Source organism: Trinickia camelliae (assembly GCF_053525655.1).
The window spans coordinates 131,663-154,887 of the sequence record NZ_JBCHAA010000019.1 but is presented as its reverse complement, the minus strand read 5'-3'; the positions used below and the strand labels follow the sequence as shown (position 1 = coordinate 154,887).

The 23,225-nt window shown below is 63.8% G+C and carries 20 protein-coding genes; 11 read left to right on the top strand and 9 right to left on the bottom strand.

Going from position 1 to position 23,225, the window contains the following annotated elements; genetic code table 11:
- Positions 1–79 precede the first annotated feature (79 nt).
- The 4 genes from AAHK20_RS27735 to AAHK20_RS27720 form a co-directional block, all read right to left on the bottom strand.
- On the bottom strand, positions 80–1,105 hold the full coding sequence (locus AAHK20_RS27735; protein WP_449184686.1) for an ABC transporter permease: 1,026 nt from the start codon (positions 1,103–1,105) through the stop codon (positions 80–82).
- A gap of 19 nt (positions 1,106–1,124) precedes the next feature.
- Positions 1,125–2,636, bottom strand: a complete 1,512-nt coding sequence (locus AAHK20_RS27730) for a sugar ABC transporter ATP-binding protein (RefSeq protein WP_449184685.1) — start codon at positions 2,634–2,636, stop codon at positions 1,125–1,127.
- A gap of 326 nt (positions 2,637–2,962) precedes the next feature.
- Entirely contained in the window at positions 2,963–3,301 is a 339-nt protein-coding gene (locus AAHK20_RS27725; protein WP_449184684.1) for a BON domain-containing protein, read from the bottom strand.
- 161 nt (positions 3,302–3,462) lie between these two features.
- Positions 3,463–4,341: a LysR substrate-binding domain-containing protein gene (locus tag AAHK20_RS27720; protein WP_449184683.1), complete on the bottom strand. Its 879-nt coding sequence runs from the start codon at positions 4,339–4,341 to the stop codon at positions 3,463–3,465.
- 116 nt (positions 4,342–4,457) lie between these two features.
- Between AAHK20_RS27720 and argH the strand changes: the two genes are divergently transcribed.
- From argH to AAHK20_RS27685, 7 genes are all read left to right on the top strand, one after another.
- A complete protein-coding gene (gene argH, locus AAHK20_RS27715; protein WP_449184682.1) occupies positions 4,458–5,891 on the top strand; it encodes an argininosuccinate lyase in 1,434 nt (477 codons plus the stop codon).
- Positions 5,885–6,787 carry an amino acid ABC transporter permease gene (locus AAHK20_RS27710; protein WP_449184681.1) on the top strand — a complete coding sequence of 301 codons (903 nt, stop codon included), beginning with the start codon at positions 5,885–5,887 and terminating at the stop codon, positions 6,785–6,787. Before argH ends, AAHK20_RS27710 begins: the two co-directional genes overlap by 7 nt.
- A gap of 23 nt (positions 6,788–6,810) precedes the next feature.
- Positions 6,811–7,575, top strand: a complete 765-nt coding sequence (locus AAHK20_RS27705) for an amino acid ABC transporter ATP-binding protein (RefSeq protein ID WP_449184680.1) — start codon at positions 6,811–6,813, stop codon at positions 7,573–7,575.
- Positions 7,576–7,652: 77 nt separating this feature from the next.
- Positions 7,653–8,486: an ABC transporter substrate-binding protein gene (locus AAHK20_RS27700; RefSeq protein WP_449184679.1), complete on the top strand. Its 834-nt coding sequence runs from the start codon at positions 7,653–7,655 to the stop codon at positions 8,484–8,486.
- A 6-nt stretch (positions 8,487–8,492) separates the two neighbouring features.
- Entirely contained in the window at positions 8,493–9,356 is an 864-nt protein-coding gene (locus tag AAHK20_RS27695; protein ID WP_449184678.1) for a polysaccharide deacetylase family protein, read from the top strand.
- Positions 9,353–10,258 (top strand): polysaccharide deacetylase family protein, encoded by a 906-nt coding sequence (locus tag AAHK20_RS27690; RefSeq protein ID WP_449184677.1) that lies wholly within the window; start codon positions 9,353–9,355, stop codon positions 10,256–10,258. The genes AAHK20_RS27695 and AAHK20_RS27690 overlap by 4 nt, the downstream gene beginning before the upstream one ends.
- Positions 10,255–11,649: an MmgE/PrpD family protein gene (locus tag AAHK20_RS27685; protein ID WP_449184676.1), complete on the top strand. Its 1,395-nt coding sequence runs from the start codon at positions 10,255–10,257 to the stop codon at positions 11,647–11,649. The genes AAHK20_RS27690 and AAHK20_RS27685 overlap by 4 nt, the downstream gene beginning before the upstream one ends.
- Before the next feature lie 32 nt (positions 11,650–11,681).
- Here AAHK20_RS27685 and AAHK20_RS27680 read toward each other — a convergent pair whose 3' ends face one another.
- Together AAHK20_RS27680 and AAHK20_RS27675 are read right to left on the bottom strand one after the other, a co-directional pair.
- Complete coding sequence (locus AAHK20_RS27680) at positions 11,682–13,118, bottom strand: cation:dicarboxylate symporter family transporter (RefSeq protein ID WP_449184675.1); 1,437 nt, start codon at positions 13,116–13,118, stop codon at positions 11,682–11,684.
- A gap of 21 nt (positions 13,119–13,139) precedes the next feature.
- Positions 13,140–14,522, bottom strand: a complete 1,383-nt coding sequence (locus AAHK20_RS27675) for a class-II fumarase/aspartase family protein (RefSeq protein ID WP_449184674.1) — start codon at positions 14,520–14,522, stop codon at positions 13,140–13,142.
- A 155-nt stretch (positions 14,523–14,677) separates the two neighbouring features.
- Between AAHK20_RS27675 and AAHK20_RS27670 the strand changes: the two genes are divergently transcribed.
- The 4 genes from AAHK20_RS27670 (at position 14,678) to AAHK20_RS27655 (ending at position 18,936) form a co-directional block, all read left to right on the top strand.
- The gene (locus AAHK20_RS27670) at positions 14,678–15,409 is read left to right on the top strand and encodes a GntR family transcriptional regulator (protein WP_449184673.1); all 732 of its coding nucleotides are present in this window, start codon (positions 14,678–14,680) and stop codon (positions 15,407–15,409) included.
- Positions 15,410–15,507: 98 nt separating this feature from the next.
- Positions 15,508–16,458, top strand: a complete 951-nt coding sequence (locus AAHK20_RS27665) for a Dyp-type peroxidase (protein WP_449184672.1) — start codon at positions 15,508–15,510, stop codon at positions 16,456–16,458.
- A gap of 33 nt (positions 16,459–16,491) precedes the next feature.
- Positions 16,492–17,871, top strand: a complete 1,380-nt coding sequence (locus tag AAHK20_RS27660; RefSeq protein ID WP_449184671.1) for an FAD-containing oxidoreductase — start codon at positions 16,492–16,494, stop codon at positions 17,869–17,871.
- A gap of 3 nt (positions 17,872–17,874) precedes the next feature.
- A complete protein-coding gene (locus AAHK20_RS27655; protein WP_449184670.1) occupies positions 17,875–18,936 on the top strand; it encodes an FUSC family protein in 1,062 nt (353 codons plus the stop codon).
- A gap of 41 nt (positions 18,937–18,977) precedes the next feature.
- Here AAHK20_RS27655 and aspA read toward each other — a convergent pair whose 3' ends face one another.
- Genes aspA through AAHK20_RS27640 form a run of 3 tightly spaced genes read right to left on the bottom strand, consistent with a single transcriptional unit; the run spans position 18,978 to position 23,156 of the window.
- Positions 18,978–20,396, bottom strand: coding sequence for an aspartate ammonia-lyase (gene aspA, locus AAHK20_RS27650; protein ID WP_449184669.1), 1,419 nt, complete (start codon positions 20,394–20,396; stop codon positions 18,978–18,980).
- A complete protein-coding gene (gene cuyB, locus AAHK20_RS27645) occupies positions 20,380–21,864 on the bottom strand; it encodes a cysteate racemase (protein ID WP_449184668.1) in 1,485 nt (494 codons plus the stop codon). The genes aspA and cuyB overlap by 17 nt, the downstream gene beginning before the upstream one ends.
- A complete protein-coding gene (locus tag AAHK20_RS27640; protein ID WP_449184667.1) occupies positions 21,861–23,156 on the bottom strand; it encodes a dicarboxylate/amino acid:cation symporter in 1,296 nt (431 codons plus the stop codon). The genes cuyB and AAHK20_RS27640 overlap by 4 nt, the downstream gene beginning before the upstream one ends.
- Between the last annotated feature and the right edge of the window lie 69 nt (positions 23,157–23,225).

The window sequence follows — 23,225 nt, the reverse complement described above, 5'->3', positions numbered from 1 at the left end:
GGAACATCAACCTCCAGTTGTTTGGAACCTAGCCTTTCTCCTTTCCAACTACCCCTTCTCGAACTCGTGCCGCTTCACGTCAGCCCTTCTTGCGCCGCAAGATATCGGCGTAGACCGCGAGAATGATGATGAGCCCCGTCACCACGATCTGCCATTCCTGCGCCACCGACATGATGCGCAGCCCATTGGTCAGCACGCTGATGATGAACGCGCCGATGATCGTCCCCAGAATCGTGCCCGAGCCGCCGGAAAGCGAGGTGCCGCCGATCACCACGGCCGCGATCGCCTCGAGCTCGTAGCCTTGGCCCAGCGCCGGCTGCGCCGAATTCAGACGCGACGCGATGAGCAGACCCGCGACCCCGCAAATCGAGCCGCCCAATCCGTACACGGCGATCTTCCAGCGATCGACATTCACGCCGGAAAGACGCACGGCTTCTTCGTTGCTGCCAAGCGCGAAGGTGTAGCGGCCGAGCGCCGTGCGATTGAGCGCGATCGAACTCACGATCGCCAGGAAGAACAGAATCAGCACCGCGTTTGGAACGGGCACGCTCGGCAGAAAATAGCCGATCAGTGAATCCTGCGAGATCCGGTAGAAGTTTTCGGTGTCGGTGAAATAGATCGGCTCGTCGGATGAGACCACGAGCGACAGCCCCTTCATCAACAGCATCATCCCCAAGGTGGCGATGAAGGGCGGTATTTTCATTTTCGCCACCAGCGTGCCCGATACGGTTCCGCAGAACGCACCCGTGCCGATCGCCGCGACGACGCCGGTCCACATCGGCAAATGCCAGTAAGTGAGAAACACGCCGCACACCACGGCCGTGAAGGTCATCAGCGTGCCGACCGACAAGTCGATGCCGCCCGTGATGATCACGAACGTGCTCGCGATCGCGAGCACGCCGTTGACCGCCGTCGCTTGCAGAATGCCGAGAATATTGTCGATCTGCATGAACGCCGGCGAGGCGAAGCTGAAAAACACCAGCAGCAAGATCAAGCTCGCGAAGGCGAGCACGCGTTGCAGCGTGCTCGGCGCAAAGACGCGCGCTTTCAGGCTCGGCGGCCTTTCCTTGTTGCCCAGCGCCGACGTATCCGATGGCTGTGTCATGTAGAGGATCTCTCGCGGCTCATGCCGCTTTCAAGGTTTCGCGCAGCGTGGCCAGGTGCATGATGCGCTCTTGCGTCGCCTCCGCCGCCAAGAGCTCGCCGGTGATGCGCCCCTCGCACATCACGACAATGCGATCGCTCATGCGCAGGATTTCCGGCAGCTCCGACGAGATCATCACGATCGCCTTGCCCTGGTCGGCAAGCGCGCGCAGCAGCTTGTAGATCTCGCTCTTGGCGCCGACATCGATGCCGCGCGTCGGCTCGTCGAAGAACAGCACGTCGCAATCGCGCTCGAGCCACTTCGCTATAACGACTTTCTGCTGATTGCCGCCCGACAGAAGCCGCACCTGCTGCGCCGCGGACGGCGTGCGAATCGCAAGCAGCTTGATGAAGTGCGAGGCGGTGCGGCGCATCTGATTGCGGCGCAAGACGAAGTTGAGCGCGAGGAACTTGCGCAAGTTGGACATCACGATGTTCGATTCGACGTCCATGCCGGTCGCGAGACCGTAGCGCTTGCGGTCCTCCGAGAGATAGCCGATGCCGTGCTTGACCGCGTCGCTCGGCTTCTTGATCGTCACCTTCACGCCTTTCACGATCGTTTCGCCGGACTCGACCGGATCGGCGCCGAACACCGCGCGCGCGACTTCGGTGCGCCCCGCACCCATCAACCCGGCGAAGCCCAAAATCTCGCCTTTGCGCAATGCGAAGCTCACGTCCCTGACGAGCGGCCCGGCGTGGAGGTTCTTCACTTCGAGCGCGACCTCGCCTTGGTTCTCCTTGCCGTGAGAAGGGGCGAGGTCGGTCAAGGTTCGCCCGACCATCATGCCGATGATTGCCTCGACGCTGGTGTCTTTCGTGCCGACCGTGGCCACGTATTCGCCGTCGCGCAGCACGGTGACGCGCTCGGAGATCTGCTTGAGCTCATCCATCTTGTGCGAGATGTAGATGATGCCGACACCCCGGTCCCTGAGCTGACGGATGATGCGGAAAAGCTCGGCGATCTCGGCGTCGTTGAGCGCCGAGGTTGGCTCGTCCATGATCAGCACGCGGGAATCGAACGACAACGCCTTGGCGATCTCGACCATCTGCTGCTTGGCGACGGTGACCGAGCCGACGATCGCGCGCGGGTCGAGCTTCACGTGCATGCGCGCGAGAATGTCGCGCGCTTGATCGTTGAGCTTGTCTTCGTCGAGAAAGAGGCCGAAGCGCGAGCGCGGCTCGCGGCCGATGAACATGTTCTGCGCGACAGTCAGGTGATTCATCAGTTGCAGTTCCTGATGAATGATGCCGATGCCCACGGCCTGCGCCTCGCGCGGGCTATGAAAATCGACCGGCTGACCGTCGTAGAGGATATCGCCCGAATCGCGGGTATAGACGCCGGCGAGGATTTTCATCAGCGTCGATTTGCCGGCGCCGTTCTCGCCCATCAACGCGTGAACTTCCCCCGCCATCAGTTCGAACTGAACTTCGTGAAGCGCCCTCACGCCGGGAAAGCTCTTGCTGAGCCGTTTGACGGAAATGAGCGGGGTCATGGCGCGAGTTTGGCGGCCATGGCATGACGACGTCCGGACTCGCCCGGAAAAGCGAGGCCAAAGCACGCCGGGCACTGCCGGCTTTCCAGCCTGAAATTGCAAGGAGAAGCCAGATTCATGTCTGGGCCCCGCAAACCGATGTGAAACTATTTTACGTCGTGCGAAAGCACCGGCTCAAGCTCAGACATTCCTCTATGCGCTGCACCACCGCAATCCGCACGTGTTCCCGTTAATTGGGACCCCGCACCGATTCCACCTATCTTGCGGCGCAGCAAAAACCCCGTGCAAAAGGAACGGGGACGCGGCCCATTGCGGGCCGCGGGCGCTCATTCCGTCGCCACTTTCAGATTGTTCTTCACGCCAGCCACACCTGTCACGTTTTGCGCGACTTCGGCGGCTGCCGCCTTGTCCTTGACGGTCGGCACCGTGCCGCTCAACCAGACAATGCCCTGGCGCGTTTGCACGTGAACGTGGGTCGATTTCACGTTTTTCGCCGTGAGCAAATCGGCCTTCACCTTGGTGGTGATCGTGCCGTCGTCGAGATGCTGCCCCATTGTTTCGGCGCTTGCCGCGGGGGCTGAACCGTTGGTTTGCGCCGTCGCGTTCAATGCGAAAGCCACGCAGGCGACGCCGCATGCAGCCTTGATGAAGTCGGTGCTCTTCATGGTTTCTCCTTTGGGTCGTTAACGGAACTTGAGGAACTAGAAAATTCAAAGCGCTTTGTAGATATGACGCGATGCAGACATAACGCTCGCCTCTCCTATCTCATCCACAAGCGCGCAATGACCGTTCCTGCCCCCGCCCACTGTCCGTTTGCGTGCCTTCCCTACCCGAGCGTCGCCACCAGCCACCCCGCAAACGTAGACGCCAGCGGCATGTCCGATAGCTCGTGGCGCGAGACGAGGTAGTACGCGTGCCGCGCCGGCACCGTGACGCTGAACGGCCGGATCAAGGTGCCGTCGGCGAGATCGTCGCGCACCGAGAAGCTGTCCCCGAGCGCGACACCCTGCCCGCGTACGGCGGCCTCGATCCCGATGTGCGCGTTGCCGATTTCCAGAATCCGCATTCCCTCCAGCTTGTCCGCCGATGCCGCGGCAAGCCATCGCATCCACGATCCCGAGTGCTCGCAGAACAGCGTCTTGCCCGCGAGGTCCTGAACCTTGCGGATCGCGCCGTCGCTATTCATCAGCGCGGGGCTGACGACGGGGAACAGCGCCGGATGCGTGATCAGTTGAACCTTGCGGTCTCGCCAGCGGCCCTCGCCATAGCGCACGCAGACATCGACATCGTCCGAATAGACCTCCCGGTCGTCGTTCGACGGAATGATCTTGAGATTGATCGCCGGGTACGCGTCGAGAAACTCGCCGATGTGGCGCGCGAGCCATCGCGAAGTAAACGACAGCGGCGCCGATACGACCAGGTTGCCCACCATCTCGTGCGAAGCGAGCTTGACGACAGCGTTCGCAATCATGTCGAACGCGCCCTTCACGGGTTCCAGGAGCGCCTCGCCTTCCGGGGTCAGCTTGACGCGCGCCTTGGAGCGGACGAACAGCGCCACGCCAAGCTGCCCTTCCAGAATGCGGATCTGGTGGCTGACGGCGCTCGTCGTGACGTGCAGCTCCTCAGCCGCGCTCGACACGCTGCCGCGCCGCGCGGTGGCCTCGAACGCACGGAGCGGATTGAGCGGCGGCAGGCGTTGGCGCATGAGCGGGCGTGAGATGTTGAGAAAAATTTCATTTAAGCTGAGTCAAAATCTCGCTACAAGAAAAAAATCTGGACGACTAGAGTGGGGGCAACTCAACTGCGTCAAGGTTTGCGGCAATGAACATTTCTGAACCGATCGAGCGTCTGTGGGGCGGCCGCTTCAAAGCGGAGCCTTCCGAAGCGTTGCAGGCGCTGTCCCGCTCGGACCCGAGCTTCTTTCGCCTGGCGCCGTACGACCTCGCGGGCTCCCGCGCGCACGCCCGCGAGTTGAACCGTGCGGGGGTCCTGAGCGGCGGGGAGCTGCAGCAATTGCTCGATGCGATGACGCAAATCGAAGCCGATTTCAGCGCCGGGGCCATCGAGCCTTCGCAAGCCGACGAGGATGTCCATACGTTCCTCGAGCGCGTGCTCACGCAACGCCTGCCCGCACTCGGCGGCAAACTGCGCGCGGGCCGCTCGCGCAACGATCAGGCTGCGAACGACCTGCGCCTCTATCTGCGCGCCGAGGCGCGCAAGCTCGCGCTTGCCGTGCTCGATCTGCAGCGCGCGTTGATCGAGCAAGCGCAGGCCCACGTCCACAGCATCACCGTCGGCTTTACGCATTTGCAACCGGCCCAGCCGGTGGTGTTCGCGCATCCGTTGCTGGCGCACGCGCAGTCGATCTATCGCGACCTGGACCGCCTGATCGACTGGGACCGTCGCGCGTCGCGCTCGCCGCTCGGCGCCGCGGCGCTGGCCGGTTCGGCGATCTGCGTGCAGCCCGAGCTGTCGGCCACGGAACTCGGCTACGACGCCCCGTGCGAAAACTCCATCGATGCCGTCGCCTCGCGCGATCACGTCGCCGAATTCGTCTTCATCGCGAGCATGCTCGCGGTGAATCTGTCGCGCCTTTCCGAAGAAGTGATCCTCTGGACGTCGCGGCAGTTTCGCTGGGTCGAACTCGACGATGCCTACGCGACGGGCAGCTCGATCATGCCGCAGAAGAAGAACCCCGATATCGCCGAATTGACGCGCGGCAAGGCCGGGCGGCTGATCGGCAACCTGAGCGGCCTGTTGGCGACGCTCAAGTCGCTGCCGCTCGCGTACAACCGCGATCTCGCCGAAGACAAGATCGCGGCGTTCGACTGTATCGACACGCTTCGTCTCGTCTTGCCCGCCATGGCCGGCATGATCCGCACGATGCACGCGAACGTCGACGAGATGCGCCGGCAGGCGCCGCTCGGCTTTACGCTCGCCACGGAAGTCGCCGACTGGCTCGCGCTGGCCGGCGTCCCGTTCAGCGAAGCGCATGAAATCACGGGCGAGCTGGTGCGCGCGTGCGAAGCGAAGGGCATCGAACTCGGCGACGTATCGGCCGGCATGCTGGCCGAGGTGGATGCGCGTCTCGCGCCGGACGTGCTCGCGCACATCTCGCTCGACGCAGCCGTCACGGCGCGCCGCGGTTTTGGCGGCACCGCGCCCGCGCGCGTGTCCGAGCAGATCGCGCGGCTGCAGAGCGCGATCGACAAGCAGGCCGCGTGGGCGGCCGATTACCGGGGGCCGGCATGTTGAGCGCATCGGAACGACACGGAGGCGCAGCGCACCTCGCTGCGGATGCAATGAGCAGCTCAGACATCATGGACGTCGGCGGCCTCGAACGTGTGCGCCGCCGCTACTGGGGGCGCTACGCGGCCTCCGCCGTCATCGTGGCGTGCCTCGGGTACATCGCCCTGGCGTTCGCACACGGCCAGATCGAGTGGTCGTACGTCGGGCGTTTTTTCACGGCGCACTCGATCCTGATCGGACTCGGCAACACCATCGTCATGACCATTCTCGCGATGAGCCTCGGCATCGCGCTCGGCGTCCTGACGGCCGTCATGCGGCTGTCGACGAACCCGGTGCTCAACCTCGTCGCGCACGGGTACGTCTGGCTCTTTCGCGGCATGCCCGTGATCCTGCAGCTGCTCTTGTGGTTCAACCTTGCGCTCGTGTTTCCGACCATCGGCATTCCGGGCCTGGTCGAATTCCGCACCGTCGACCTGATGACACCGTTTCTCGCCGCGCTGCTCGGGCTCGGCATCTATCAGGGCGCGTACACCTCGGAAGTCGTGCGCGCCGGGCTGCTCTCGGTCGACACCGGCCAGTACGAAGCCGCGAAGTCGATCGGCATGCATCGCATGCAAGCGCTGCGCCGCGTGATCCTGCCGCAAGCGATGCGCGTCATCGTCCCGCCGATCGGCAACGAACTGATCGGCATGGTCAAGCTGACCTCGCTGGCGAGCGTCATTCAGTACGCGGAAATGCTGCACAACGCGGAGAACATCTACTACGCGAACGCACGCGTGATCGAGCTCTTGATCGTCGCGGGCATCTGGTATCTCGTCGTCGTGACCGTGCTCTCGCTCCTGCAGTCGCGCGTCGAGCTCCGATATGCGCGCGGCGCGGGCCGTGCGGCCTCCCGCAAGTGAACCCCACCGCTCGAGGAACTGACATGACTTCGATTGTTCGCGCCGCAGGCGTACGCAAATCGTTCGGCGATTTCGAGGCGCTCAAGGGCATCACGCTCGACGTCGCGCAAGGGGAAGTGCTGTGCATCATCGGCCCGTCGGGCTCGGGCAAGAGCACGTTCCTGCGCTGCATCAACCAGCTCGAAACGATCAGCGACGGCGCGCTGTGGGTCAACGGCGAGCTGGCCGGCTACCGGCAGGCGGGCAACAAGCTGCACGAACTGTCGGAAAAGCAGATCGCCCGCCAGCGGCTCGCGACCAGCATGGTGTTCCAGCGCTTCAATCTCTTTCCGCACAAGACCGCCCTCGAGAACGTCATCGAAGGACCGGTCCAGGTGCTCAGGCGGCGCCGCGCCGAGGCCGAACAGGAAGCGCGCACGCTGCTCGCGCGCGTGGGACTCGAACACAAGTGCAACGCGTTTCCCATCGAGCTCTCAGGCGGACAGCAGCAGCGCGTCGCGATTGCCCGTGCGCTCGCGATGCACCCGCAGTTGATCCTGTTCGACGAGCCGACGTCGGCGCTCGACCCGGAGCTCGTCGGCGAAGTGCTCGCGGTCATGCGCGACCTCGCCAAAAGCGGAATGACGATGATCGTCGTCACGCACGAATTGGGTTTTGCGCGCGAGGTGGCCGACCGCGTCGTCTTCATGGACGGCGGCCAGATCGTCGAAAGCGGCCCGCCTGAGCAGGTGCTGTCGCGGCCGCAGAACAAGCGCACTCAGGATTTCATTTCCGCCGTCATCGCTTAGTTATCGCTTAACCAGCGGCGCCGCTTGGCTTCACTCGATTCTTTCCAACGTCCTTACCCGTAGCGAGGCGTATTGCCATGACCCAGTCTTTCCTTCACCGTGTCTTCGTTGCCGCGGCGTTTTGCGCCGTCGCGTTTCATGGATCGCTGGCCGCCGCGCAGTCGGCTGCGGTCAAGAACCCGCTCGTCGCGGCCATCGTGCCGAACTATCCGCCGTTCGAATTCAAGGACCCCGCCACCGACAAGCTCACCGGCTTCGACGTGGACCTGGGCGAAGCCATCGCGGCGAAGATGGGCGTGAAGCTTCAATGGGAGGAGACGAGCTTCGACCAGATGCTGAGCGCGGTCGCCACCAAGCGCGTCGACATCATCCTGTCGGGCATGACCGATATCCCGTCGCGGCGCGATAGCGTGTCCTTCGTCGATTACATCACCACCGGTCCGCAGTTCTATACGCTCAAGGCCCAGGCCGCGTCGTTCCCGCAAATGGAATCGCTCTGCGGCAAGCGCGTCGGCACGAGCCGCCGCACGTCGTTCCCGAACGACATCGCGAACTGGAGCGCCGAGCACTGCGTGAAGGCCGGCAAGCCGGCGATCAACGTGGTCGGCACCGACGGTTCGGCCGATGCCCGGCTGCAGCTGCGCCAAGGGCGCATCGACGCCGGCGTGCAAGGCGGAGAAACGCTGCCCTACCAGAACAGCCTCGAGGCGAACGCCTACGCGCCGATCGGCAAGCCGTTCCTCTCGCAGTACACCGGCATCGCGGTCGCCAAGGACAATACCGCGCTCGCCTCCGCCATCGCGACCGCGCTCAACCAGCTCATCGCCGACGGCACGTATCAGAAGATCCTCGCCAAGTGGGGTCTGCAGGAACATGCCGTGCAGAAAGCGGCGATCAACGCGCCGGTCTAACGTGGCATGACTGAGCCCATGCCGCGCTGGCCGCACGCGAACCGTTCATGCGTCGCCCTCGCCTTCGATCTCGACGGACCGACTGGCGACGCGATGTTGAACGGTTCGATCTGGCGCAACCCGTCGTACTTCACGCTCGGCAGTTACGGGCCATGGCGCGCGCTGGGCCGGTTGCTCGACGTGCTCGACGAGCGGGCGGTACCGGCCACCTTCTTCGTCCCCGCCTGGGTGGTGGAGAACTGGCCCGAGCGCTGCGCCGCGATCGTCGAGCGCGGTCATGAAATCGGCTATCACGGCTACCAGCATGAAGCGTTCTGGACCCTCGATCGCGACCGGCAACGCGAAGTGATGGCGCGCTCGGCCGACGTGTTCGAGCGCTATCTCGGCATTCGCGCGGTCGGTTTTCGGACGCCGTCGGGCGACTGGGGGCCCGATACGATCCGCATCCTCCAGGAAGCCGGCGTGCGCTATTCGAGTTCGATGCGCGGCGACGATCGTCCGTATTTACTGCCGGTCGAGCCGGGAAGCGCGCCGCTCGTCGAAATTCCTGGCCGCTGGGAGATGGACGACTATGCGTCGCTCGCCTATCAGCGCAAGCCCGATTTCCCCGCGGGGCTCGATCGCATCGCGAGCTACGAAGCCACGCTCGACAACTGGATGCGCGAGTTCGACGGCGCGCATCGCGAGGGGCTGTGTCTGACGACGCTGTGGCACCCGAAGGTATGCGGCAAGCCTGGGCGCATCGGGCTCATCGAGCGGCTGATCGATCACATGGCGGCGCAAGGCGGCGTATGGTTCGCACGCGGCCGCGAAGTGGCGGATTGGTGGCTCGCGCAACACGCACCCTCCGAGCAACGGAACCACCCATGACGCCCCTCCCAAGCTGGCCGCACGGCGCGCGATGCGCGGCCGTCGTCACCGTCGACTTCAACGACGATCTCGACATCCTGACTCGCGAGCCGAGCATCGCGGGACGCGAAAAATCGCTGTCGGTCTGGCGCTATGGCGCGAAGCGCGGCGTCGACCGGCTGCTTGCCGCGCTCGACGAATTCGACGTGCCCGCGAGTTGGTTCGTGCCGGGACAGATTGCGAAGACGCACGCGGAAACGGTGCGCCGCATCGCGGCGAAGCGCCATGAAATCGCGATCAGCGGTGACCGCTGCGAAGACTTCGATGCGCTCTCGCTAAGCCAGCAACAAGCTGCCTTCGACGCAGGCCAGGCCGCACTGCGCGAGACGCTCGGGCGCGAAGCTGTGGGCTTCCGTTCGCTAGGAGGCAACTGGGCGCCCGGCTTCGCCGATTTTCTGCGCGAGCGGGGCATCGCCTGGTCGTCCTCGTGGCGCGGCGACGACCTCCCCTACTACCACGTCGATGATACGAAGCCCGCGCCGCGCGTCGCGAGGCTCGTCGAACTGCCGCTGCACTACGAGCTCGAGGACGAACCGTACTTCGTCTTCAACCTCGCGCCGCCGGTGCCCGTCGGGCAACCAAGAATCGCCTCGTATCACGACGTGCTGACCAATTGGAAACACGATTTCGACGCGTTCCGCCGCTTCGGCTTGTGCTTCGTCATGCGGCTGCATCCGGAAATCATCGGCACGGCGGGCCGCATCGACGTCCTGCGCGACCTGCTGGCCCACATGCGCTCGCACGGCGACGTCTGGTTCGCAACGGGCGCCGAAGTGGCGCACTGGTGGCGCGAGACCGTGCCTGCCAACGAGCCACGGCATCCCGTCGAGATCTACGCTCATCACAGGAAACACGCATCGTGACGCAAAACCCACCGTCGCTTGCTGGACAGCTCGCGGCCTTCGTGGCGGACACCCCCGCCCGCGCTTTGCCGGCCGAGGTCGCGCACAAGACGATTCGTCACGTGCTCGATACGTTCGGCGCCGCGCTCGCCGGAGCACGCGCACTCGAAACGCGCTGTGCGCTCGATATCGTTGCGAGCCCAGGCGGCGGAGCGTCGCCGGCCTGGGGGACGCACCACACGCTGAGCGTGCGCGACGCCGCATTCGTCAACGGCATAGCCGCGCACGCGCTGGAGCTCGACGATTCCGGCGGCTGCGACCATTCCGGCGCGGTCGTGTTGCCGGCGGCCCTGGCGGCGTTGTCCTGCACCGAGCGCCCCGTGTCGGGACGCGAGCTGCTGATGGCGATCGTGCTCGGCTACGACGTCGGACGTCGCGTGCTCGAAGCAACGGGCGGCTATTCGGCTCACAACGGCGCCGGCTGGCATTCGACCCTGACCTGCGGCGTCTTCGGCGCGGCGGCGGCCAGCGCGCGCGTGCTCGGACTCGATGCCACGCAGACCCGTTTCGCCCTGGGTCATGCAGCGAGCTTCGCGGGCGGCTTATGGGGCTTCATCCACGACGCGTCGCAAACCAAGCGCCTGCATGCCGGACGCGCGGCGGAAGGCGGCCTGCTCGCCGCGCGCTTCGCGCAAAAGAACGTCAGCGGGCCGGCGCACGTCTTTGCCGACGTGTGGGGCGGATTCTTCAACACCTTCGCGCCGCAGACCCAAGCGCCCGATGCACTGCTCGACGGCTTGGGCCAGAACTGGAAAATCATGCGCTGCTCGATCAAGCCGCACGCCTCGTGCCGCAGCGCTCATGCCGCGGTCGACTCGATGCTGCTGCTGACCGGCGGCCGAACCTACGATGCCTCGGACGTTCGCGCCATTCACGTGCGCCTGAGCGGATTCGTGAACCGCATGTGCGGCGCACGCGACCTCGGCGCGCTCGCTGCCACGCAAATGAGCCTGCCCTATGCGCTCGCCGCCGCGCTCGTATTCGGCGACACGGGCATCGACGCTTATCTCGCCGAGCGGCGCGCCGATGCGCGTATCGCGGCGATGCTCGAGCGCATCACGCTGGAGGTCGATCCCGCGATGGCCGATCTGGACGAGCCCGAAGTGACGCTCGCCGCCGGCGACGCGCCGCCCGCGACGCGCCGGGTCCTGATCCCGCTTGGCAGCCCCGCCAATCCGGTGTCGGACGAGGCCTTGTTGATGAAATTCCGCACGCTCGCCGGGATGGCGTTGAGCGAGCCGGCGGTTGGCGCGCTCGCCGATGCGGTTCTCGACATCGAAGCGTGCGCCAACGCGCGGATCTTCGACGATCTGCTTCGCGGAGAGGCCGACGGGCGCGCGCTTATTTGCTGAATGAGTCACCGGCAGTACGCCACCGCTATTAACTAACGCGAGCCACCCGCGTTCTTCAACGGAATGCCCGCAGGATGAGGCTGGGCGACATCCGCATCTTCGAGAAGCAAGTTGCCGTCGTCGAGACTCGCATCGGCGCGCGCCGTTTCCGGATAGCGCTCGGGGTAAAGATGCCGCTGCGCCGCTTCGGTGTCGAACGTGCCGGACCATTTGGCGACCACGACCGTCGCAAGGCTGTTGCCGATCGTGTTGCATGTCGCGATGGCCATCGACATGAACCGGTAGACGCCGAAGATCAGCGCGAGCCCTTCCACCGGGAGCATGCCGGTCGACGTCACAGTGGCCGCGAACACGACGAACGATCCGCCCGACACCGTGGCGGCCCCCTTGGACGTGAGCAGCATCAGCAACAGGATGCCGATCTGGTGTTCGAGCGTGATGGGCACGTTGTAGGCATGAGCGATGAACATCACGCCCATCGACATGAAGATCGACGTGCCATCGAGATTGAACGCATACCCGGTCGGCAACACGAGCCCCACGGTCTGCTTCGCGCAGCCGAGCCGTTCGAGCTTGATCAAGAGGCGCGGCAAGGCGCTTTCCGAAGAGGCCGTGCCGAGCACGATCAGGATTTCGTCCTTGATGTACCGCATGAATCGCCACATGCTGAAGCCCGCGAGCTTCGCGATGATCCCCATCACAACGACGATGAACAGCACAATGACCGCGTAGAAACTCAGCACCAACTGCGCGAGCGCGATCAGCACCGCGGTTCCATTACTGCCCACCGCGAACGCGACGGCGCCGAAGGTGCCGAGCGGCGCGAGCTTCATCACCAGATTGACGAAGGAGAACAGCACTTCGGAAATCTGGTCGAGCCCTTCGTTGATGCGCACGCGCCGGTTTTCCGGAATCGCGAGAATGCCGATGCCGACCATCACGGCCAGCACCACGACCTGCAGCAGCTCGCCTTTGGCGAAGGCGCCGATGAAGTTGTCCGGCACGAGGTGCATGACGAACTCGTAAAAGCCCTGAGGCGCCGCCTTGGCCGCCGTCACCGGCACCGCGCCGACGCTCACCGCCGTCATCCCCTCTCCGGGCCGCAAGAGGTTGCCGGCCAAGAGACCGACTGCGAGCGCGATCGTCGATACCACTTCGAAGTAGACGATCGAGCGCCAGCCGACTCGCCCCGCGCTCCTGACATCGCCCGCCGAAGCGATGCCGTGCACGATGGTGAGAAACACGAGCGGCGCGACACCGGCCTTGATCAGCGCGAGAAAGACATCGCCGAGGATCTTGAGCTGCGTGCCGAATTTCGGAAAGACCAGCCCGGCGGCAATGCCGAGCACGAGCGCCACCAGGACCTGCATGCCCAGCTTCCGGTACCACGGCCGCTTAGTGGGCTGCTTAGTGGGCGGCTTGATGGTCGGAGCGACCGAATCGTCGGATAACGCGTTGGGGTGGTTCATGTTGTCTCCTCCTGCATCCGCTCAGATCGCGCTCGACAATTCGATCGCCCGGTCCACCATCCGGGGCGCCAACCCCAGATAGTTGGCCGGATCGGTCATCCGCTCGATCGCGTCACGATCGAAATGCCGCGTCACGTCGGGCAGCGCCGCCAACGCCTCGGCGAGTGTGCCGCCTTGTTCGTTCACGGTGCGGCAAGCGTCGTACACGATGTCGTGCGCCTGCTGGCGCCCCGTGAACGGCGCCATCTGCATCATCGCGGCCTCGGCGACGATGAGACCTTTGCTGATCCCCAGGTTGTGCTTCATGCGCTCGGTATCGACGATCAATCCTCCCAGCGCGAACTTCGCTTGATGCAGCGCGCCGGAGGTCAGAATGAAACTCTCCGGTATGGCGATCCACTCGGCATGCCACGGGCCCGTTGCGCGCTCGAAGTCCTGGATCATCGCGTCGACCATCAGCCCCGCGTGCTGCCGCACGGCTTTGGCCGCGGCCAGCATCAATTCGCTCGAAATCGGATTGCGCTTTTGCGGCATCGTGCTGCTCGCACCGCGCCCCTTGACGAACGGTTCGTACACTTCGGCGAACTCGTTCGACGCCATGATCATGATGTCGATTGCGATCTTGCCGAGCGAGCCCGTGACGAGCGCGAGCCAGTTGATCGCTTCGGCAAAGCCGTCGCGCGCTACGTGCCAGGTCGTGGCCGGCACCCCGAGGTTCAGTTCTTCGGCCAGCGCCTGCTGCACCTCGAAGCCCTTGTTGCCCAGCGTATTGCCTAGCGAAGCGAGCGTGCCCGCCGCACCGCCGAATTCCACGACAGCCACGCGCGAACGCAGTTGCGCGAGCCGTTGCTGATGGCGGTCGAACATCGCGAGCCAGATCGCGGCCTTGTATCCGAACGTAATAGGCAGCGCCTGCTGCAAATGCGTGCGCCCCGCCATCGGCGTATCGCGGTGCTTCGTCGCGAGATCCGCAAGGATGCCGCGCAGTTCGCGAATGTCGCCATCGATCGAATCGAGCGCGTCGCGCACTTGCAGCGCCACCGCCGTATCCATGATGTCCTGCGTCGTGGCGCCCCAATGCACGTAGCGGCCCGCGTCCCCGCACATGCCGACGAGCTGGTGCACGAGCGGCAGGATCGGGTAGCCGACGATGTCGGTCTCCTCGCGCATGTGGTCGAAATCGATGCGCTCGATTTGCGATTCGCGCGCAATCACTTCGGCCGCCTCGGCCGGGATCACGCCGGTGCGAGCCTCGGCCTTCGCCAAGGCGACTTCGACGTCGATGTAGCGCTGCACGAGCGCATGGTCGGAAAACAGGGCACGCATCTTGGCGGTGCCGAAGGCATCGCGAAACAGGATCGAATCGACGACGGTGCTGGAAGCGGAGAGGTTGCGGCTTGTCATGGCGGCCTTGAGCGAAAACAGAGCGGGATGAAGGCATACGGCACATTCGAAGACGCGCCATATGTCCGGACATATTTAATTTATTATGTCCGGACATATGCTTCAAGCTATGATTTACCCTGAACTTGCCAGCCACGCCTGTTTTTGCGGAACCCATGAACAGACCCCACTTCGCCGACATCGCGCGGGACCTCACCGAAGGCATCGCCTCGGGCCGTTTCCCGGTCGGTTCGTATCTGCCGACTGAACTCGAACTGCGCGATCACTACAACACCAGCCGGCACACGATTCGCGCGGCCTTGCATGAACTTCAGCAACTCGGCTTCGTGTCGCGGCGCAAGAACGCGGGCACGCGGGTCGAATCGGCGCAGCCGAAAAACGATTTCCGGCCTTCACTTGCGTCGGTGGACGATCTGGTTCAGTTCGGTTCGGAGCACCTGCGCGTCGTGCAATCGACCGAGGAAATGATCGCCGAACAAACGCTCGCCAAAGTTCTGCACTGCGACGCGGGCACGCCATGGCTGCGCATTTCGAGCTTGCGCGTCGCCCGCGACCGGACTCGTCCGCCAGTTGGATGGACCGACGTCTATCTCGATCCGGCCTACGCCGACATCGCCGAAACAGCCCGTGACGAGCCGGACACCTTGATCAGTTCGCTGATCGAAGCGCGCTACGGCCGATGTGTCGCCGAAATCCAGCAGAACATTCAAGCGGTGAACGTCTCGCCGGAAATGGCCGCGAGGCTTCAAGTGCCGGCGGGCACGGCCGCACTGGAGATCGTGCGCCGCTACATCGATTCCACCGGCGCCGCTTTCGAGGTATCGATCAGCGTGCACCCTGCCGAACGGTTTTCGGTGTCGATGAGATTGAAGCGCTCAGACGTCTGAAAATCGGCGTACTCTCACGCCTGCACCCTCCGCTTTTCGCCTGCTTTTTTGTCTGCCTTTTTGTCTCGTTCGGTAACGGCTTCAACAGGAGCGATCCGATGCCTCAAGACACGAAAGACGTTCCAGAACCGCAAGCCATCTGTAGTCCCATCACCCGCAGCGCCATCTACATCGTCGCGACACTCGCCGCCGGCGAGTCTCACGCGGCCAAAGTGCGCGCGTGGTGCGAGGACGTCGCCGCCCTCGTCCGCTCGGTCGGCAAGCGCGTGCCCTCGGGCAACCTGTCGTGCGTGTGCGGCTTCGGCTCCGGCGCGTGGGACACGCTCTTCGGCGCGCCGCGTCCCGCGCAGCTGCACGCGTTCCGCGAATTCGGCGAAGGCGAGCGCCGCGCCGTCGCGACGCCGGGCGATCTGCTGCTGCACATCCGCGCGGATCAAATGGACCTCTGCTTCGAACTCGCCGCGCAACTCGTAGGCCGGCTCGGCGACGCCATCAACGTGGTCGACGAAGTGCACGGCTTTCGCTACTTCGACTTGCGCAGCATGGTGGGCTTCGTCGACGGCACCGAGAACCCGAGCGGCCGCGAGGCCGTCGATTTCACCGTGATCGGCGACGAGGACCCGGCATTCGTTGGCGGCAGCTACGTGCTCGTGCAGAAGTATCTGCACGACATGAGCGGCTGGAACAAGCTTTCGGTCGAACAGCAGGAACGCATCATCGGCCGCACGAAGCTGTCGGACATCGAGCTCGACGAATCGGTCAAGCCGACGTCGTCGCACAGCGCACTGACGACGCTCGAAGAGAACGGCCGCGAAATCAAGATCCTGCGCGACAACATGCCGTTCGGCCGCCCTGGCATGGGCGAGTTCGGCACTTACTTCATCGGCTACGCGCGATCGCCCGCGCCGATCGAGCAGATGCTCGAGAACATGTTCGTCGGCCGGCCGCCGGGCAATTACGACCGGCTGCTCGATTACAGCCGCGCGGTCACGGGCGGCCTGTTCTTTGTCCCGTCGGCGAGCCTGCTGGAGCAGCTCGCGGAACGCTAGCGGTTATCGACTGGCAGCTCTCTGGAGAGCGTCATGACTCAACGCTTCGAAGCAATCATCATCGGCACCGGACAAGCCGGCCCCGCGCTCGCCGCGCGGCTGTCGGGCGCGGGCATGAAAATCGCCGTCGTCGAGCGTGGGCGCTTCGGCGGCACCTGCGTCAACACCGGCTGCATCCCCACGAAGACGCTCGTTGCCAGCGCCTACGCCGCGCATCTGGCGCGGCGCGGTGAAGAGTACGGCGTCATCACAGGCGGCCCGGTCACGGTCGATATGAAGAAGGTCAAGGCGCGCAAGGACCAGATTTCGCAGCGCTCCAGCGGCAACGTCGAAAAGTGGGTGCGCGGCCAGCAGAACTGCACCGTCTTCCAAGGCCATGCGCGCTTCGAGAGCGCGCATACGGTACGCGTCGGCGACGCGTTGCTCGAAGCGGAGCGGATCTTCATCAACGTCGGCGGACGCGCGCTCGTGCCGCCCATGCCCGGCATCGACCAAGTGCCGTTCTTCACCAACTCGACCATGATGGACGTCGACTTCCTGCCGGAGCATTTGATCGTCGTCGGCGGCAGCTACATCGGGCTCGAATTCGGCCAGATGTACCGGCGCTTCGGCTCGAAGGTGACGATTGTCGAGCGAGGCCCACGTCTGATTCATCGCGAGGACGAGGATGTGTCGCAAGCGGTGCGCGAACTTCTGGAAGCCGAAGGCATCGACGTGCAACTCGAATCCAACTGCCTGAGCACGCGGCGCGAGGGAAGCCAGGTGGTCGTCGGCCTCGACTGCAGCAACGGCGCGCGCGAAGCGGCCGGCTCGCATCTGCTGCTCGCGGTCGGGCGCGTGCCGAACACCGACGATCTCGGGCTCGAGAAGAGCGGCGTCGAAACCGACGCGCACGGCTACATCAAGGTGGACGAGCAACTGCGTACCAATGTCCCCGGCATCTGGGCAATGGGCGACTGCAACGGTCGCGGCGCGTTTACGCATACGGCCTACAACGACTACGAGATCGTTGCGGCCAACCTCCTCGACAACGACCCGCGCAAAGTGTCGGACCGCATCCCCTGCTACGGCCTGTTCGTCGACCCGCCGCTCGGCCGCGTCGGCATGACGCTAAACGAGGCGAAGCAAACGGGCCGCAAGCTGCTGGTGGGAACGCGGCCGATGACACGGGTCGGCCGCGCCGTCGAAAAAGGCGAGAGCCTCGGCTTCATGAAGGTGATCGTCGACGCCGAGACCAAGCTGATTCTCGGCGCGTCGATCCTCGGCGTGACGGGCGACGAAGTCGTCCATTCGCTGCTCGACGTTATGTACGCGAACGCGCCGTACACCACGATCAGCCGCGCGATGCACATCCATCCGACCGTGACGGAACTGGTGCCGACACTGCTGCAGGATTTGCATCCGGTGGAATAAGCGATGCTCAGACGGTCAGCCCAAATACTCGCTGAAGCGATACGCGAGAGCTTTCTGACCGCGAGCCGCGAAACGCTGCTCAACGCCGCGCAAATGGCCGTCAGCATCACGCTTGCCGTGCTGCTCGCCGAGCTGGCTCATAAGAATGCGCCCTACTGGGCCGGCATCAGCGCCATGATGGTCGTCATGCCGTCCTTCGCGGACATCGTCAAGAAAGGGCTCATGCGTCTTGCCGGCACGGCTCTTGGCGCGAGCTGCGGGGTCGCGGTCCATTTCCTCACGTTGCATTCGGAAGTGCTGTTTTTCTGCGTGCTGTTCATCAGCATCACGCTGCCGCTGATCGCGATGCTGAAGTCGCAGTTTCCCTACACGTGGCTCATCGGCGGCATTACCTGCAACATCGTCATGCTCGGCGGTCTCGTCCAGCCGCAAGAAACGTTTGCGATTGCGCGGGAACGCATGTTCGAAATCACGATCGGCGTCGTCACCACGGTCGCCATTTACTCCGCCTTCACCTACGCCGGGCGACGCACGCATATCGCGGCAGGAACGGCATCGCGAGCGGCCGCGCCTCCTCACGCCCTCGCAGGCGGCCCTGTCCTGGCTGCCGTTGCAGGGGGCCTGGCCGGCTGCATTGCCGTCTGGCTCTGGCTGCGAATCGGATTCACCGGCATCGAGCAGTCCGTCACCTCGGTTTGGGTGTTGTCCTTTTGCGGCGGGGCGTACGACACGTGGTACAAGGCCGTGCAGCGTGCAGGCGGGTGTCTCGCCGGCGGACTCGCAGGGGCGCTCCTGCTGCACGTGCCGGCTTCATTAGGCGTGTTTCTGCTCTTGATATTCGTGGTGTGCCTCGTGTTCTGCGTCATACAGAATGGGCCACAGGACGGGCGGTATTTCGGCTTGCAAGGGGTGTTCGCTTTTCTGATCGTCTATGCGAGCTCCGCTGGCTCCCATGCGGCCATCGACAGGTTCTACAGCATTCTGCTCGGACTCGTCGTCGTGGTTTTGACGGCCGGGTCGTTGGCCTACCTCGCTCAGCGAATCCGCATGCGCCGCGTGCAATAGCGCAAAGCGGATTCGCGTGAGCGATCGGTGCTTACCGGCGCTTACGACAGCGACAGCGTCTGCCTCGGCTGCGTCAGCAACGCCGGTTGCAGGATTTCGTCGAGTTGCTCGCGGGTAAGCAGCCCCTTCTCGATCACGACTTCCGCAACGCTTCGTCCCGACACTAGCGCTTCCTGCGCGACTTGGGTCGCATTCGTATAGCCGATGTACGGATTGAGCGCAGTCACGATGCCGATCGAGTTTTCGACGAGCGCGCGAAGCCGGTCGCGATTGGCCGTGATGCCATCGACGCACTTCGATGCGAGCGTGAGGCACCCCGCACGCAAATGCGCGACGCTCTTGAAGAGGCTATGCGCGATGATGGGCTCGAACGCGTTCAACTGCAGTTGCCCCGCTTCCGCCGCAAAGCTGACCGTCACGTCATTGCCGATGACTTCGAAAGCGATCTGATTCACGACCTCCGGAATCACCGGGTTGACCTTGCCCGGCATGATGCTGGAGCCCGCTTGGACCGGCGGCAGATTGATTTCGCCGAAGCCCGCGCGCGGTCCGCTCGACAACAGGCGCAGGTCGTTGCAGACCTTCGAGAGCTTGACCGCCACGCGCTTGAGCACGCCCGACAGTTGCACGAACGAACCCACGTCCTGCGTCGCTTCCACGAGATTCGGCGACGTGGTGACCGGGATGCCCGTGACAGTGGCCAAATGATTGCAAACGAGCGACGCATAGGCAGGCGACGTGTTGATGCCGGTGCCGATCGCCGTGGCGCCAAGGTTGATTTCGCAAATCAGCTTGGACGCTTCCCTAAGACGCTCTTGATCTTCGTCGAGCATGACGGCGAACGTGCTGAACTCCTGGCCCAAGGTCATCGGCACGGCGTCCTGCAGCTGCGTGCGGCCCATTTTGAGAATGTCGCGGAACTCGTCCGCCTTCCGGTCGAACGATTCACGCAACACGCCCATCGCATCGACCAGTTGCGCGATGCCCATATAGGTCGCGATTTTCAGCGCGGTCGGATAAACGTCGTTGGTGCTTTGGCCGAGGTTCACGTCCTCATTCGGATGCAGCACCGCATAGTCCCCGCGCTGGTGTCCGAGATGCTCCAGCGCGAGATTGGCGATCACCTCGTTCGCGTTCATGTTGGTCGACGTGCCCGCGCCGCCCTGAATCACGTCCACCACGAACTGATCGTGTACCCGGCCATCGCGGATCTGCTTGCATGCGTGAACGATGGCCTTCATCTTGTTCTCGGGAAGCAGTCCCAAGTCGTGGTTCGCCAGCGCAGCGGCTTCTTTCACATACGCCAAGGCATTGATCAGATTCGGATACGTCGAAATCGGAATGCCGGTGATCGGAAAATTGTGAAGCGCGCGCAGCGTGTGGACCCCGTAATAGACTTCATTGGGCACGGCGAGGTCGCCGAGCAGGTCGTGTTCGATGCGTTCAGAGGGCGTTAACATGGCTTGGCTCCGTTGGAGAATTTTCTATTGCATACGCGATGCATTGTCGAGCGAGAACATCGGTGGGATCGACCAGCTTGACGCGAGCGCCGCTCTTGCCGACAAACTCGCTCCCGGTCAGCAGCAGCGGCAGTTCCGTGCACCCAAGCACGACGACTTCAATACCTTGCGCAATCAGCCCTTCCACGGCGGCGGCAATATCTTCCTGACACTGCCCCGTCGAAAACCCAGCTTTCACGCCGTGCTTCCCGTAGATGGCTTCCATCACGCGCGCTTGCAAGGCGGGCTCAGGGACAACCTGATGAAGCCCTTCCGATTCGAGCGCCTTGCGATAGACGCCGCTTTCGATCGTGCCCGACGTGGCCAGCACGCCGATATCGCGAAGCGCGGGATATGTCTCGCGCAGATAGCGGACCGTGACGGTCAGCATGTTCACGATCGGAATGTTGAGGTACGGCTGGATGCGTTCGACAAACGCGTGCGCGGTGTTGCAGGGAATCGCGATGATGTCGGCGTCGCCGTCTTCGAGCCGCTTGCAAGTCGCGTATAGCGAGACCGTCGGGTCGGCGCCGTCGCCGATCAGGTTTTCGGTGCGGTCCGGGATCTGCGGATTCTGTTCGACGAGCAGCTTGATGTGATCCTGGTCGCGCGTAGCCGGCGTATTGCGGACGATCTTCTGCAAGAAGTCGACCGTCGCTGCCGGGCCGACTCCGCCCACGACCCCAACCTTGAACGCGGACGCAGGCGAGCCGTAACGCCCCGACACGACGTACTGCGCGTAGGCGAGATTAGCGTCGACGAGCGGCACGCTCAATGGACCGATTTCATCGGCAACCAGCGCGATCTCGGTCAGGCCGGGCACGATCACCTGGGCGCCCTGTTCGATCAGATCCTGACATGCCTTGCGCAACAGCTCGGCCGGATGGCCGCGCAGATTGCCGCTCTTGATGCCGTCCGCGCCATATACCGCTTCCGTCACGGCATCGATGCCCTCGTGACGGCGCGGATGCAAGACCTCGAACTCGGGATGCGCGAAGTACTTTTCGAACAGGTGTTTTTCCCGCGTGTAGTCAGAAGCCAGCACGCCGATTCGGCTTGCACCGGGGAATTTCCTTCGCACGTGGCTACGAACCGCTTCGACGATATCCACGATCTGCAAGCTCGTGTTCGCCCGCAATTCGTCGATGAAGGTATGACTGAGAAAGCAAGGCAGGACGACAGTCGTCACGCCCCGCTTCTCGAAGTCGCGGATCATCTCGAAGATATAGAGCTTGCGTTCCGTCGTCGCCGCGCTTCCCGAGCCGGAGCTCGGAAACGGCGACTGCTGAAAAATCGCGTCGAAGTGGTCGGCGTCGTTCGATGCGGGCGTCGCCTTCACCAGCTTGAAGAAGACATCCGCGCTTGCCAGCGGCCCAAGGCCGCCGACAATGCCGAACTTGCGCTTATGTCCGACGATCTCGGCAGTCATTTTGCTTCGCCCGGCGCTTGACCGAAGACAGACTCGTCTTCTTCGTCGAGCAAGTCGGACGTGCTCTGCCGCCCGCCTTCCCACTTCGCGATCACGGCGGTCGCCACGCTGTTGCCGATCACGTTGGTCATCGTGCGGCCCATGTCGAGAATCTGGTCGATCGCCAGCACGATCGCCACGCCTTCGACCGGCAAGTGGAACATCGGCGCCACCGCCGCCACCACCACCACCGAGCCGCGCGGCACGCTCGCCATGCCCTTGCTGCTCAGCATCAGCACGAGCAGCATGAAGATCTGCTGCGAAATCGGCATGTCGATGCCGAAGGCTTGCGCGATGAAGATGGCGGCGAACGCCTGATACATCATCGAGCCGTCCAGGTTGAACGCATAACCCAACGGCAGCGTGAAGCCGACCACCTTCTTGTCGACGCCGAATCGCTCCAGCTGCTCGGTCAGACGCGGATAGGCCGCCTCGCTGCTCGCCGTCGCGAACGCGATCATCGCCGGCTCACGCACCGCCTTGAGCAACGTGCCCACGCGGCGGCCAAGGAACAAGTAGCCGACGAAGATCAGGATCGCCCACAGCACCACGAGCCCCAGATAGAACGATCCGATCAGTTTCCCGTAGGTGGCAATCACGTCGAGGCCACGCAGCGTAACGGCCGAAGCAATCGCGCCGAATACGCCAAAGGGCGCCGCGCGCATCACGTAGTTCGTCACGCGCAGCATGACGGGCACCATGCCGTCGATCACTTGAATCACGACCTTGACGCGCGGGTCCTGCTTCACTGCGCTCAACCCCAGGCCGAGGAAAACGGAGAACACCAGGATCTGCAGGATGTCGTTGCGCGCCATCGCGTCGAGCAGACTGGTCGGGAACGCGTGAGTCAGCACGTCCTTGAAGTTCAAGGCCGCGGTGTTCAGCCCGGTGTTGACCTCGCCGTTGCCGGCGACCATGTGCAAGCCCGCGCCCGGCTGCAAGAGATTCGCGAAGAGGAGGCCCAGAGAGAGCGAAATCAGCGAGGCGCAAACGAACCAGCCGACCGAGCGCAAGCCGATGCGGCCCACGTCCTGGCCGCTGTCCATGCCGGCCAGGCCGGACACCAGCGTGACGAACACCAGCGGCGCGATGATCATCTTGATGAGCCGCAGGAAGATATCCGTGAGGATCTGGAAATAGCCGGCGATGGCTTTTATCGAGGCCGGATCGGATGCACTGATATGGCACACGTAGCCCGCTATGACGCCCAATATCATCCCGGCGGCTATATAGAGTGTGAGGCGATTTTTCATGTCCGTCTGTCCTTGAGTGGCGCCATGCGGTCGCGGCGGTGGGAGAGGTTGGGAGCGGCGTCGACTACC